Source organism: Sphingomonas montanisoli (assembly GCF_008274695.1).
Classification (GTDB): domain Bacteria; phylum Pseudomonadota; class Alphaproteobacteria; order Sphingomonadales; family Sphingomonadaceae; genus Rhizorhabdus; species Rhizorhabdus montanisoli.
Window position 1 is genome coordinate 272,501 of the sequence record NZ_VTOU01000002.1, and the last position, 12,898, is coordinate 285,398.

Annotated in this window: 9 protein-coding genes, 1 tRNA gene and 2 rRNA genes; 4 read left to right on the forward strand and 8 right to left on the reverse strand. The window is 63.4% G+C overall.

The window, feature by feature from the left end; translation table 11 throughout:
• Positions 1-79 precede the first annotated feature (79 nt).
• The 3 genes from FYJ91_RS07005 (at position 80) to FYJ91_RS07015 (ending at position 3,339) form a co-directional block, all read left to right on the forward strand.
• Positions 80-2,868, forward strand: a 23S ribosomal RNA gene (locus tag FYJ91_RS07005).
• Positions 2,869-2,996: 128 nt separating this feature from the next.
• Positions 2,997-3,111: ribosomal RNA gene (gene rrf / locus FYJ91_RS07010) — 5S ribosomal RNA — on the forward strand.
• A 151-nt stretch (positions 3,112-3,262) separates the two neighbouring features.
• A tRNA-Met gene (locus FYJ91_RS07015) sits at positions 3,263-3,339 on the forward strand.
• Between the two features lie 86 nt (positions 3,340-3,425).
• Here the strand turns inward: FYJ91_RS07015 and FYJ91_RS07020 are convergent.
• From FYJ91_RS07020 to FYJ91_RS07035, 4 genes are all read right to left on the reverse strand, one after another.
• On the reverse strand, positions 3,426-3,869 hold the full coding sequence (locus FYJ91_RS07020; RefSeq protein WP_149521566.1) for a DUF4112 domain-containing protein: 444 nt from the start codon (positions 3,867-3,869) through the stop codon (positions 3,426-3,428).
• A 39-nt stretch (positions 3,870-3,908) separates the two neighbouring features.
• Complete coding sequence (locus FYJ91_RS07025; protein WP_149521567.1) at positions 3,909-5,387, reverse strand: ABC transporter substrate-binding protein; 1,479 nt, start codon at positions 5,385-5,387, stop codon at positions 3,909-3,911.
• Positions 5,384-6,907: a peptide ABC transporter substrate-binding protein gene (locus FYJ91_RS07030; RefSeq protein WP_149521568.1), complete on the reverse strand. Its 1,524-nt coding sequence runs from the start codon at positions 6,905-6,907 to the stop codon at positions 5,384-5,386. The genes FYJ91_RS07025 and FYJ91_RS07030 overlap by 4 nt, the downstream gene beginning before the upstream one ends.
• Before the next feature lie 185 nt (positions 6,908-7,092).
• Entirely contained in the window at positions 7,093-8,328 is a 1,236-nt protein-coding gene (locus tag FYJ91_RS07035; RefSeq protein ID WP_181008386.1) for an acyl-CoA dehydrogenase family protein, read from the reverse strand.
• Positions 8,329-8,558: 230 nt separating this feature from the next.
• Between FYJ91_RS07035 and FYJ91_RS21085 the strand changes: the two genes are divergently transcribed.
• Entirely contained in the window at positions 8,559-9,017 is a 459-nt protein-coding gene (locus tag FYJ91_RS21085) for a DUF1428 domain-containing protein (protein ID WP_149521570.1), read from the forward strand.
• 324 nt (positions 9,018-9,341) lie between these two features.
• On the opposite strand, the gene FYJ91_RS07045 is transcribed toward FYJ91_RS21085, so the two are convergent.
• The 4 genes from FYJ91_RS07045 to FYJ91_RS07060 all read right to left on the reverse strand — a co-directional run bounded on the left by FYJ91_RS07045 (position 9,342) and on the right by FYJ91_RS07060 (position 12,854).
• Positions 9,342-10,091 (reverse strand): SDR family NAD(P)-dependent oxidoreductase, encoded by a 750-nt coding sequence (locus FYJ91_RS07045; protein ID WP_149521571.1) that lies wholly within the window; start codon positions 10,089-10,091, stop codon positions 9,342-9,344.
• 200 nt (positions 10,092-10,291) lie between these two features.
• Complete coding sequence (locus tag FYJ91_RS07050; protein WP_149521572.1) at positions 10,292-10,792, reverse strand: RidA family protein; 501 nt, start codon at positions 10,790-10,792, stop codon at positions 10,292-10,294.
• 26 nt (positions 10,793-10,818) lie between these two features.
• Positions 10,819-11,244: a c-type cytochrome gene (locus tag FYJ91_RS07055; protein ID WP_149521573.1), complete on the reverse strand. Its 426-nt coding sequence runs from the start codon at positions 11,242-11,244 to the stop codon at positions 10,819-10,821.
• A 5-nt stretch (positions 11,245-11,249) separates the two neighbouring features.
• Positions 11,250-12,854, reverse strand: coding sequence for a flavin monoamine oxidase family protein (locus FYJ91_RS07060; RefSeq protein WP_149521574.1), 1,605 nt, complete (start codon positions 12,852-12,854; stop codon positions 11,250-11,252).
• Positions 12,855-12,898 lie beyond the last annotated feature (44 nt).

A 12,898-nucleotide genomic window follows, 5' to 3' on the forward strand; every position in this document is an offset into this window, starting at 1 on the left:
GGGATGAACTTTCGGGCCTCCATTGAAGTTTACTTCGATGGAATCCTAATCGAGTTTGTCGCTGGTGGTGTGGGCTCTCGAGCGTGAGGTAAGGGCATTTGGTGGATGCCTTGGCATGCACAGGCGATGAAGGACGTGGCACGCTGCGATAAGCGTCGGTGAGGTGTGAGCAACCTTTGACCCGACGATTTCCGAATGGGGAAACCCATCCTCACCAATTAATTTCTACTCAGAGTGATCTGAGCGGGAGTTAATTGGGAAGGATATCACCGAAGTGAATACATAGCTTTGGTGAAGCGAACCCGGCGAACTGAAACATCTCAGTAGCTGGAGGAAAAGACATCAACCGAGATTCCGTTAGTAGTGGCGAGCGAACGCGGACCAGGCCAGTGCCTGATATTCAACTAGCAGAACGATCTGGAAAGTTCGGCCATAGCGGGTGACAGCCCCGTATGCGAAAGTGATGTATCAGGACTTGAGTAGGGCGGGACACGTGTAATCCTGTCTGAACATAGGGGGACCACCCTCTAAGCCTAAATACTCGTGCATGACCGATAGTGAACCAGTACCGTGAGGGAAAGGTGAAAAGCACCCCGATGAGGGGAGTGAAATAGTACCTGAAACCGAATGCCTACAAGCAGTTGGAGGGGTCTTGTGCCCTGACAGCGTACCTCTTGCATAATGGGTCTGTGACTTAATGTATCAAGCAAGCTTAAGCCGTTAGGTGTAGGCGCAGCGAAAGCGAGTCTGAATAGGGCGACGAAGTTTGATGCATTAGACCCGAAACCCGGCGATCTAGGCATGACCAGGATGAAGGTGGGGTAACACCCACTGGAGGTCCGAACCGATTAACGTTGAAAAGTTACCGGATGAGTTGTGTTTAGGGGTGAAAGGCCAATCAAGCCGGGAAATAGCTGGTTCTCCGCGAAAACTATTGAGGTAGTGCCTCGGATGAACACCGTTGGGGGTAGAGCACTGGATGGATGCGGGGGTCGCGAGATCTACCAAATTCAACCAAACTCCGAATACCAACGAGTGATATCCGGGAGACAGACGGCGGGTGCTAAGGTCCGTCGTCGAGAGGGAAACAGCCCTGACCTACAGCTAAGGTCCCCAAGTCGTGTCTAAGTGGGAAAGCATGTGGGAATCCCAAAACAACCAGGAGGTTGGCTTAGAAGCAGCCATCCTTTAAAGAAAGCGTAACAGCTCACTGGTCTAAATAAGGGTTCCTGCGGCGAAGATGTAACGGGGCTCAAGACACGCACCGAAGCTTAGGGTGTGGATTTATCCACGCGGTAGCGGAGCGTTCCGTAAGCCTGCGAAGCGATCTGGTAATGGGTCGTGGAGGTATCGGAAGTGCGAATGCAGACATGAGTAGCGATAAACAGGGTGAGATGCCCTGTCGCCGAAAGACCAAGGGTTCCTGCTCAAGGCTAATCCGAGCAGGGTGAGCCGGCCCCTAAGACGAGCCCGAAGGGGGTAGTCGATGGGAACCACGTTAATATTCGTGGGCCTGGTGGTGTGTGACGGATCTCGTAAGTTGTCAGTCCTTATCGGATTGGTCTGGCTTCGAAGAGGTTCCAGGAAATAGCCCCACCGTATAGACCGTACCCGAAACCGACACAGGTGGTCAGGTAGAGTATACCAAGGCGCTTGAGAGAAGTGTACTGAAGGAACTCGGCAAATTGCCTCCGTACCTTCGGAAGAAGGAGGCCCCACATTAAGGCAACTTTTTGTGGGGGGCACAGGCCAGGGGGTAGCGACTGTTTAGCAAAAACACAGGGCTCTGCTAAGTCGGCTTCAAGACGACGTATAGGGTCTGACGCCTGCCCGGTGCCTGAAGGTTAAGTGGAGGGGTGCAAGCTCCGAAATGAAGCCCAGGTAAACGGCGGCCGTAACTATAACGGTCCTAAGGTAGCGAAATTCCTTGTCGGGTAAGTTCCGACCTGCACGAATGGCGTAACGACTTCCCCACTGTCTCCAGTACATGCTCAGCGAAATTGAATTCTCCGTGAAGATGCGGAGTACCCGCGGTTAGACGGAAAGACCCCGTGCACCTTTACTGCAGCTTCAGAGTGGCATTAGGAAAGAATTGTGTAGCATAGGTGGGAGGCTTTGAAGCATGGACGCCAGTCCGTGTGGAGCCATAGGTGAAATACCACCCTGTTGTTTTCTGATGTCTAACCTCGAACCATGAAACTGGTTCAGGGACCCTCTGTGGCGGGTAGTTTGACTGGGGCGGTCGCCTCCCAAAGAGTAACGGAGGCGCGCGAAGGTTGGCTCAGGCCGGTTGGAAACCGGCTGTTAGAGTGCAATGGCATAAGCCAGCCTGACTGCGAGACTGACAAGTCGAGCAGAGACGAAAGTCGGTCATAGTGATCCGGTGGTCCCTCGTGGAAGGGCCATCGCTCAACGGATAAAAGGTACGCCGGGGATAACAGGCTGATAACCCCCAAGAGCTCATATCGACGGGGTTGTTTGGCACCTCGATGTCGGCTCATCACATCCTGGGGCTGGAGCAGGTCCCAAGGGTTTGGCTGTTCGCCAATTAAAGTGGTACGTGAGCTGGGTTCAGAACGTCGCGAGACAGTTTGGTCCCTATCTGCCGTGGGCGTCGATATTTGAGAGGAGTTGCCCCTAGTACGAGAGGACCGGGGTGAACATACCTCTGGTGGACCTGTCGTGGCGCCAGCCGCGCAGCAGGGTAGCTATGTATGGACGGGATAACCGCTGAAAGCATCTAAGCGGGAAGCCTCCCTCAAGATAAGATATCTTAGGACGGTCGAAGACCACGACCTTGATAGATCGGATGTGGAAGTGCGGTAACGCATGGAGCTAACCGATACTAATTGTCCTATTCACGCTCAACATATTGGGCAAACGTTCAATACGGAGAGCCCCACCATCATCGACAAACCCGATATCCTCGGGACGCGATGTTGGAGATCTCCAGCACGGTAAACCCAGATTTCTAGAATCTTGCACGGCCTCCATAGCTTGGTGGCCATAGCGTCTGTGACCCACCCGATCCCATCCCGAACTCGGCCGTGAAACCAGACCGCGCCGATGGTACTGTTGCTTAAGCACCGGAAGAGTAGGTCGCCGCCAGGCTTTGAAGTCCGTGCAAGACGAACCCAAACACAATGACAAAGACGCCAAACGGGCCCCAAAAGGGCCCGCAAGGCCGAACGGCCGCCCGAGCTTATGCGAGGAAAGCCAAGTCGACGAATGTCGACGCCGGCGCTTGAGGCTAACAGTTCATCGCGGGATGGAGCAGCCCGGTAGCTCGTCAGGCTCATAACCTGAAGGTCGCTGGTTCAAATCCAGCTCCCGCAACCAACCTTCCAACACAAACCAGACAAAAGCCCCGGAGCATCAGCTCGTGGGGCCTTTTGTCGTTCGGTGTTGGCGATAGGGCGCGCCGATCATGTCGATCGGCGGATCGGCGTCGCGTCCACCGTCGCGGTCGACGGATGGTGTCGGTCGAGATGCTTGCGGATGATCTTAAGATTGCGGCTGTTTGATCGGAAGAAGAAATCCGGGATCGCGCCCACGAACGGAATCGCGCCGAACAGCATGTCGAGCCCGACATTGCCGAACATCCGCGCGATCTGAAACTTCGACATACCCAGATTGCGTGCTTCCCATACGATCCAGCTGCCCAGCGCCGCACCGACGACGCCGCCCGCAACGGGAACGAGGTTCAGGATTACGTCGAGCCCCACGGGCCGGTTAATGCCCGGGATGACGAACAGCCGCTCGAGCAGCACCTCCATGCCTTCGACGCGGCGACGCACCGAGGAGGGATCGCGCCCGACGCCGGGAAGTGGCTGCGCGAACGCGCGAGGCTTTTCGGTGGTGCCTGTCATGAACGGCTCATCGCTCGAACGCACCGATAGTTCCCGCGTCTACCGCCTGATCAGCGGCGCGAGCGGATGGATCGCACGCGGGTTGGCTGTGAAACCCGTGCTGTTCGCGACCACCAGGGACCAGCGCAGCGGCTGCGCGATCGGAATGAACGGATGGAGCGCGGCGATACGCTCGGCGGCTTCGGCGAGGGCCGCGTCACGGATCGCCGGATCGGTGGCCTGCAATGCGCGCGCGTAGGATTCGTCCGCCATCTTGCTGCACGGCCGCCCGGCGGCACATAGGAAGCGGGTGAGGAACCATTCGGGCTCGTCCGAAGGTGCCACCTCGTCGACCAGTGTCAGGTCGGCCGTGGCATCGGGCACCACCCTTTCGAGCCGCACGCCGATCCGCGCCCATTGGGTGGCGATCGCGGCGAACAGCGCGCGTCCACCCGGCCCTGCAGGCAGGGCCAGCTTAAGCGGGGCGGCCGATCCTTCGTTTGCGGCGCGCCAACTGCGGATCACCTCGGCCGCGGGGCGGATCTGATCATTGCCGCCCCGGTTGCGCGCAATGCCGGCGATCGCGCGCGCCAGCAATGGCCGCTGGGCCGTGCCGGCATTCGCCGCGGTCGCCAGCGTACCGCCAGGGAAGATCGAGTCGGTCGATCGCCATCCCGGCGCCTGTAGCGCCACGCCGATCGCATCGCGATCGAGCGAGGCCGCCAGCGCCTGCCGTACCTCTATCGATGCCAGCATCGGCGCATTGCTCGTCACGCGCAGCCCGAACAGGCCGGTCGCAGGGTCGGCCTGCAGGATGGGTTCGGCAAAGCCGGCAAGGCGCGGATAGATCAGGTCGGCCACCGTGCCGCCGGTCAGCAGGCGCAACTCACCGCGCTGGAACCGCGCCACGCCCAGCGCGGCCCGTTCCCCGCGCAGCAGGACGAAGCGACGATCGGGCGCAGCGGCGGCATCCGCGTCTTCGGGGCGTGGCGGCGGAAGCAACTTGAGCGCATGGCTGGGCCCGTGGGTTTCGGCCATGCGCAGCGGACCCAATCCCTGCCCGTCGAATATCAGCGCGAGTTCGGGGCGGGCGAGGATCGTCATCAGGTCGGCGCGCGGTGCATTCAGCCGGATCTCGATGACTTCGGGCGTGACCGCCACGATCTCGTCGATTGCGTCGAAGACATAAGCGAGCGGGCCGCCCCGCTGCGCCGCGATACGGCGGCGAAGCGCCGCAGCGATCTTGTCCGCGGTCGGCCCGTCGGCATCGAGACGGAAGGTGTAGTAGAGCCCATCTTCCGAAATCGCCCAGCGGATCGCGAGGCCCGGCTCGATCTCCGCCTTGGCGTCGAAGCGCACCAGGCCCTGCGCCACCGCACCGAGCAGCGCCGCCCGCGGCGCACCGATCGATGCCACGCGCTTTTCCACCAGCCGCGGCGCGTCGCCGATCACGCTCACCGCGACCGGGCCGTCATCGGCCTTGCGCTGGCACCCCGCGATCAGCAGCGCGACGAGGGGGAGGAGGGATAGCGACTTCATCGGATCGAGAGTGTCCGGCTCGGATGCGTGTTGGCGGCATTGTCATGCCAGCCCGCGACGCGCGGCGCCACCAGCGCGCGGCTGACATAATAGTAGATCGGGATGAGCGGTGCGTCGCCGGTCAGGATCGCCTCCGCCGCGCGCATCGCCTTGGCGCGGGCTTTCGCCTCGGGGATCGCCATCGCCCGATCCAGCGCCGCATCATAAACCGGGCTCGCATAGCCTGAATAGTTGATCGCGCCCGCATCCGATCGATGGACCGCCAGATAGTTTTCGGGCGCCGCGAGATCGCCGATCCAGCCCGACCGTGCGACCGCGAAATCGTGGCGGCGCAGGCTCGCGAAATGGAGCGAGCTTTCGCTGTTGAGCAGATGTGCCGCGACACCCAGCGGCTTCCACATCGCGGCGAGGGCCACGGCGACGCGGCGATGATCGGGATCGCTGTTGAAACGGATGTCGAAGGCCAGCGGATGCTCCGGACCGTAACCCGCTTCGGCCAGCAAGGCGCGCGCGGCCGTCAGGCGGCGGTCGGCAGGCCAATCGGCCCAGTCGGGGCGCTCATCGCCACCCAGCGCAGGCGGCACCACGCCCCAGGCGGGCTGCGTGCCCAGACCCATGAGCGTCTCCGCGATCCAGCGGCGATCGACGACCATATCGAGCGCGCGCCGAACCCGCGCATCGTCGAACGGTGGCTGCCGGGTGTTGAACACGAAATAATAAGCGCCGTTATAGGGCGCGACATGCGCGACGCCGGGCAGGCGGGCGTTGATCCAGTCGCGGCGCGTGGGCGGGAAATCGTTGAACGTGTCCGCCTCACCACCCACAAAGGCGCGCATTGCGGCCAGCCGATCGCTCATCGGCCGCCATTCGATGCGGGGCGCCGGGGCGGGCGGATCATGCCAGGCCGGGTTGCGCTCCATCCGCAGCCGATCGTTGAGCCGCCATTCGACCACGCGATAGGCGCCCGATGCGGGCAGCGGGCGGGCTGCGGTCCAATCGTCGCCCTTGGTGTCGATCAGGTCGATCGGCAGCGCGGCGATCGTGGGCAAAGCAAGCAGTTCGGGCAGGGTCGGCATCGGTGCGGCCAGCGTGACGACGACATCGTTGCCGTCGGCGGTGATCGACGTGACGTCCCGGAACAGGCCCTTATTGGGCGACGCGGTTTCCTCCGCATTCAGCCGCGTAAACACACGCGCGAAGGTTTTTGGGACGATCGGGGTGCCGTCCGAGAAGCGCAGGCCCGGCCTCAACGCGAAGCGCCAGACCTTGCCGTCGGCCGAAATGGTCCATGCGGAGGCAAGGCCGGGTTCGGCCTGCCCCAGCGCGTTCACCCGCGTCAGGCCCTCATATTGATCCTGCAGCACGCGGATCGTCGCGAGGTCGGATGCCTTCTGGGGATCGAGGCTCTTGATCTCGTCATCCTGAAACCGGACGAGCATGTCCGCCGGCCGTGGATCGTGCGGCTCGCCTTGGCAGGCGGCCAGCGTCGCGGCGATCAGCAGGAGCAGGAGACGGCGCATTCGCGCCATAGTGGCGCGGGGGCGGTGGTCGCTCAACCCCTAACCCTGCCTCCTTGCATCGTCATTGCGAGAAGCCGCAGGCGACGAAGCAATCCAGGCCCGCACAAGAGCCGGTCGCGAGCCTCTCTCATGCGGGCCTGGATTGCTTCGCTACGCTCGCAATGACGAGCGAGGTTAGGGAAGGATCAGAGATCCAGTCCCGGCTTGTTCACGCCCAGCACCACTGTCGCGGCGTCGAGCAGGACATTGTCGTCGACATGGCGGTGCGGCGCGCCGGCGTGGAGATCGCGGAAGCAGCGTTGCAGCCGGTTGTCGTCGGCATTGCGCAGGCCGTCGCTGCCCGATGCGAGGAAAGCGAACTGGCCGATTTCGGTGCACGTCTTGGTCGCCCAGCAGGCGGCGAGGCGGCCCAGCGCATGCGCCTCGATGTCGCCTTCCTGCTTCTCGGCAGCGGCGAGCCAATCGCGATAGACGGAGCGCACATAAGCGCGCGATGCTTCGAGCTGCCCCTTCGCCATCGCGAAATCGCGCTGGAAGGTGGGCTGGTCGATCAGGGTGATGCGGCCGACGCGCTTCTTGCGGGTCGCCAGTGCCTGGATTTCGTCGAGCGCGCGCTTGGCGACGCCCAGCGCCCAGGCGACGTGGCCGATCGAGACGCCGATGTCATAGGATGCGCCGCCGCGATGCTGGCGCTGCGCGGGGACCATGACGAAGTCGTCGTCGACGATCTGATCGGTCACTTCATAATCGTAGCTGCCGGTCGCGGCGAGGCCGGCGACGTTCCAGCTGTCGCGCATGATGCGAACCTTGGCGCGCGGCGCGAAGGCGATCATGATCTGCGGCTTGCCCTCGGCCGAAAGCGCGGGCTTGCCCTCTTCCTGCAAAATATAGGCACCCAGGAACCAGCTCGCGAGCTCGGAGCCCGATGCGAACTGGAATTTGCCGGAGATGCGATAGCCGCCTTCGACGCGCTCGGCCTTGCCGGTGGGGGCGACCTGCCCGGCGGCGATGAAGCCTTCGCCATCCTCGAACATCGCCTTGACCGCCTTCGGCCCCAGCCAGATCGCGGCGTTGGCGGCGGCGAAGCCCGACGCCATCACCGTCCACGCGATCGCGCCGTCGGCATAGGCCAGTTCCTCGACCACATCGATATAGGTTTGCGGATCGGCCTGGCAGCCGCCGAATTCCTTGGGGATCAGCGTGCCGTAGATGCCCGATTCGATCAGCGCGCGCTGGACGCGGGGGGTGAGGCACTGGATGCGTTCGCACTCGGCGGCCTCTTCCTCGATCACGCTGCGCAGGCCCCGCGCGGTCGCGGCCGGATCCTCGCAGAAGCGCGGCGCATTGCGTACCCATTCGGGCAGCGGCTGCGTTGCGTGCGGATCGGCCTGTTCGGCGGTCTTCAGCTGGGTGCTCATCATCTCTCTCCAGGCGGGCTCGCAAACCCGCTTCGTCACCCCATCCAGATAGGCGCACACCCGACTTGCAAAAAGCGGGATGTTTGCATCGGAATGATGCGTCACATGCATAATGGACCGATCGGTTCGACGATCTGCGCGTCTCGGCCTTGGCGTGCGCGAAACGTGCCGGGCGATGAAGCGGCGCCCGATTTCGTGCGTTGAAAGGCAGTAGCAGCAGAAGGATATCGCACATGGCCTATATCGATGGCTTCGTCCTCGCCGTGCCGACCGCGAACAAGGACAAATTTGTCGAACATGCCCGAAAGGGCGATTCGGTGTTCATGGATCTGGGCGCCGTGCGCGTGTTCGAATGCTGGGGCGACGACATCCGCGACGGCAAGCAGACCGATTTCCGCCGCGCTGTGCAGGCGACAGCGGACGAGACGGTGGTCTTTTCCTGGATCGAATGGCCGGACAAGGCGACCCGCGACGCCGCAATGGCGAAGATGGACGATCTGATGAAGACCGACGAGCGGATGGCGCTTGCTCCGCACCGGGCGGTCGGCGCGAAGTCATCCGGTCCAAGCCGAAGCTTCGCTCAACACCCGGCCGGCAAGATAGAGGGACTGTCCGCCGACGGCGGCATCGTCCGGCATGACGAGAAGACAGGGCCGATCCACTGCGGGAGTCAGAGACCGCATCCCGGGTAGCCCCGATCGAAAGGCCGGCACGACGCCTCAACCGTTCGGGGAAGCCGCGCTCGCGTGGCTTTCGATTCCGCACGCGGAGGTTCTCCGCCCCCGGACCCCTATGCCGGCCACCGAACACAGACGACCACTTCCCGGATGCCCGCGGAAGGACGCGCCGACCGGTTCCTGTCCTGATTTCGGAGTCGGACTCCGTCTCCCTCAGATCCTCCCCGGCACGAGGAGGGGGACCAGCCTAGCTGGTGGAGGGGGCAAGAGGCCGGGCGCAGCGCCTGGGGCCAACCCCCTCCGTCGCCTTCGGCGCCACCTCCCCGTACCGGGGAGGATTTAGATCCTGAGCGCCGCCCCGCCGTCGACCAGCAGGGTCTGCCCCAGCATGAACGACGACACGTCCGAACACAGATAGAGCAGCGCGCCCACCAGATCCTCGGGCTGGCCGCGCCGCTGGAGCACCTGTTTGCTCAACACCATGTCGATGATCGGCTGCGGCACCCGCCCGGTCATCATCCCCGGCGCGATGCCGTTGACGCGGATATTGTCGCCGACGAACTCCTCGGCCAGACCGATCGTCAGCCCCGCGACCGCCAGCTTCGAGACCGCATAGCTGCTGTCGAGCTTGAAATAGGCCGAATTGGACGACTGGTTGATGATCACGCCATGCCCGCTTGCCTTCAGGTGCGGGCGGCAGACATGCGCCATCCGCGCGAGCGAGCCGACATTGACGTGCAGGATGCGGCGCCACTCGTCGCTTGTCAGGTCCGACAGATGCTGCCAGCGCCCGCGGGCGAGGCCGGCATTGTTGACGAGGATGCCGATCCCGCCCAGCCGGTCGGCCACTTCGGGCACGACCCGTTCGATCGCGTCATCGTCGGACACGTCAAGGGCGAGGCCGATGACCTTCGCGCCGGTCTCGGCCGCGATCGTCTCGGCCGCCTTGGCGGCCAGATCGCCATCCATGTCGGTCAGCGCGACGACGCAGCCCGCCCGCGCCAGGCCGTGCGCCAGCGTATAGCCGATCCCGCTGCCCGCCCCCGTGATCAGCGCGATCCGCCCTTCCAGGCCGAAACCCATCGTCATTGCCGCTCTCCCGTCCGTTTTTTCGACGGATGCTGTCCCATCGCGGGCGCGGCGCGCCAATCGGCAAGCGCGCAGAACCGCTCGGCAATTATGGGGAGAGGGCCGCTCGGCATCCTCCCCCTGGCGGGGGAGGGTTATCGACGAACAGAAAAGGGCGCCGCCAGTTGCCCGGCGACGCCCCGTCCTTCCCGAAAACGCGATTACTTGGCTTTGACCGCGGTCACTTCGAGTTCGACGAGGAACATCGGCGAAACGAGGTTCGCGACCTGGAAGGTCGAGCGCGCGACCGTGTTCGGCTGGCTCGCCGAGCCGAATTCGGACTTGAACGCGTCGTTGAAGCCCATGAAGTCGATCTTGCCGGTCTTGGGATCGGCGGCAAGGAAGGCCTGCATCTTGACGACGTCGGACATCGCATAGCCCTTCTCGGCCAGCAGTGCCTTGATCTTCTTGAGGACGCTCAGCGTCTGGGTCTTGGTGTCGCCGAAATCCTCGACCGCCGCGCGCTTGGCGGGATCGATCGGATCGGCGAGCTGGCCCGACAGGTAGAAGGTCTCGTAACCCGCGGGCACGATCACGCCCTTCAGGATCAGCGCAGGCTTGCCGTCCGGACCGGGCGGGTTGATGCGCTCGATCGGGGCGGGGGCAGCCTGTGCGGCGGTGGCGAGAAGGGCGCCGGCAGCGGCGGCGAGGATGGCTTTCATGCGTTTAGTCTCCTGTTGGGAAGAGGTTAGTGGGCCGAAATTGGCTTCTGGGTGTCGGTGGGCGCTTCGCCGTCGCGCTGCGCCTTGACCATCGCGGGGGTCACCGCGCCCGCGGCATTGCCCCAGGCGGTGCGGACATGGGTGAGTGCGGCGGCGATCTGCGCATCGGTCAGGTCGGCCTTGAAGGTCGGCATGCCCGCGCGCCCCTCGAGGACGACGTGGATCGCTTGGCGGGGATCGCCCAGCACGAAGGCGTCGCCCGCCAGCGCGGGGAAGGCGCCTTCGATGCCCTTGCCATCCTCCTGATGGCAGGCGGCGCAATTGTCGCTGAAAACCTTGGCCGGCGCGAGGTCCGGATTGGGCTCGGCCGCGACGGTGGGCGCGTGCGTCGTCTGCGCGACCGCCGCGACGCCGGCCAGCGCCATGGCGACGGTAAGGATCGTCTTGCGCATGGTCTTCAGCCCTTCATCGCCCGGGCATGGAGCCGCTCGACCTGCTGCCACGCGCTTTCGAACGCGCCCGCCTGCCACCCGCCAATATAGCTCAGATGTTCGCCGGCCAGGTAGATGCGGCCATCGGGCTCGGTGAGCACCGGATAGGCCGTCGCGCGCGCCTCGTCGCTCCACATGCCCCAGCCGCCCAGATTATATTTCACGCGGTGCCACGCGACCGAGAAGCTGGTCTCGTAGCTATCCTTATAGGCGGGGAAGACCTTCTGCCCGTAATCGACCGCCATCGTCGCGCGATCGGCGGGCGATTTGGCCGAGACCTTCGCCGCATTCGGGCCGAAATTATAATAGCCGAGCAGGACGCCCTTCTGGCTCTGCCACCCGGTTGAAGGCAGTGCGATATTGTTGATGTCGGGATTGTCGCAGAAGACGTGGCCGCCGTAGATCGAATGATCCTCCTCCCAGAAGCGCCGCTTCATCTGGAGGCCGATCTTGCCGACGGGCGCATAGGCGCATTTGGCCATCGCATCCTTGAACGGCTGCGACAGGCCATTGTCGATCTCCTTGAGCACCGACAGCGGGATCGTGCAGATCATCCAGTCGGCTGTCAGCGTCTCCGCGCCGGCCGGGCCGTTGACCATCGCCGTCACGCCCTTCGGGGTCTGGCGGATCTGCTGCACCTCGGTGGAGAATTTGATCATGCCGTCGGGCAGGTTCTTCGCGATCGCCTTGGGGATCTGCTCCATGCCGTTATACGGCTGGAACATCGTGCGCTGCTGGTCCCATTCGGAAATGCCCTGCACCATGTGCCACAGGCCCGAATTGAGAACGTCGGCGAACTTGTAGGGTGTGGTCGGCGTGCCCGGCCCCGGATTGGTGCCCGCGCCCGGATCGACCACGAAGCCGCGACCGGCGACGCCCTTATAGTTCAGATCCTTCTTGTCGAGCGCCCCGAAGTGGACGAGAAATTCGATCAGCTGCTCGCGATCGGCGTCGCTCAGTTGGGTGTTGAGCGCATTCTGCCGCGACAATTTGGCGAGGATTTCGGAGCTGTAGCCCAGCGTGTCGGCAACGATCTCGCGCTTGCGGATCGGCTTGCCGGCGAGCGGCCCCTTGCCCTTTTCGAAATAGATGAAGCTGGCATCGTTGTCGTTGTTGAACAGCTCGAGCTGCACGCCGAACTTCTTGGTGTAATGCAGCGTCGAATGGTGGTGGTAGGGGATCCGCCACGGACCGTGGTTCAGATAGAGCCCCTCGTCATAGTCGCACACCTGTTCGGTGCCGCCGAGTTCGGTCAGGCGAAATCCCTTGCGCGCGGTCTGGGCGCGTCCGCCCGCGAAGCTGCGGGCTTCGACCACGGTGACCTGATAGCCGGCCTGGGTGAGTTCATAGGCGGCGGCGAGACCCGCATTGCCGGCGCCCAGCACCAGCACCTTGTTCTTCTTCGGTTTGCCTTCGAGCTTGGGCGGAGCCGCCATCGCCGATCCGATGCCGAAACCCAGCGCGTCCATGCCCGCCAGCAGCATCGCCGAGCCGCCCATCGCGGCCAATCTTTCGAGGAGATGCCGACGGGTGAAGGCGCCTGCGCCCACCCCTTTCGCAAGCTCGTTCATCCTACATCCTTCGCTTTTCGGGCGACCCGTCCCGGGATCGTATC

What these genes read in the sequence shown, in the direction of transcription:
- FYJ91_RS07035 (WP_181008386.1), bottom strand. Translation starts at nt 8,328, where the DNA reads ATGATGAGCACCCAGCTGAAGACCGCCGAACAGGCCGATCCGCACGCA.
- FYJ91_RS07020 (WP_149521566.1), bottom strand. Translation starts at nt 3,869, where the DNA reads ATGACAGGCACCACCGAAAAGCCTCGCGCGTTCGCGCAGCCACTTCCC.
- FYJ91_RS07045 (WP_149521571.1), bottom strand. Translation starts at nt 10,091, where the DNA reads ATGACGATGGGTTTCGGCCTGGAAGGGCGGATCGCGCTGATCACGGGG.
- FYJ91_RS07050 (WP_149521572.1), bottom strand. Translation starts at nt 10,792, where the DNA reads ATGAAAGCCATCCTCGCCGCCGCTGCCGGCGCCCTTCTCGCCACCGCC.
- FYJ91_RS07060 (WP_149521574.1), bottom strand. Translation starts at nt 12,854, where the DNA reads ATGAACGAGCTTGCGAAAGGGGTGGGCGCAGGCGCCTTCACCCGTCGG.
- FYJ91_RS21085 (WP_149521570.1), top strand. Translation starts at nt 8,559, where the DNA reads ATGGCCTATATCGATGGCTTCGTCCTCGCCGTGCCGACCGCGAACAAG.
- FYJ91_RS07055 (WP_149521573.1), bottom strand. Translation starts at nt 11,244, where the DNA reads ATGCGCAAGACGATCCTTACCGTCGCCATGGCGCTGGCCGGCGTCGCG.
- FYJ91_RS07030 (WP_149521568.1), bottom strand. Translation starts at nt 6,907, where the DNA reads ATGCGCCGTCTCCTGCTCCTGCTGATCGCCGCGACGCTGGCCGCCTGC.
- FYJ91_RS07025 (WP_149521567.1), bottom strand. Translation starts at nt 5,387, where the DNA reads ATGAAGTCGCTATCCCTCCTCCCCCTCGTCGCGCTGCTGATCGCGGGG.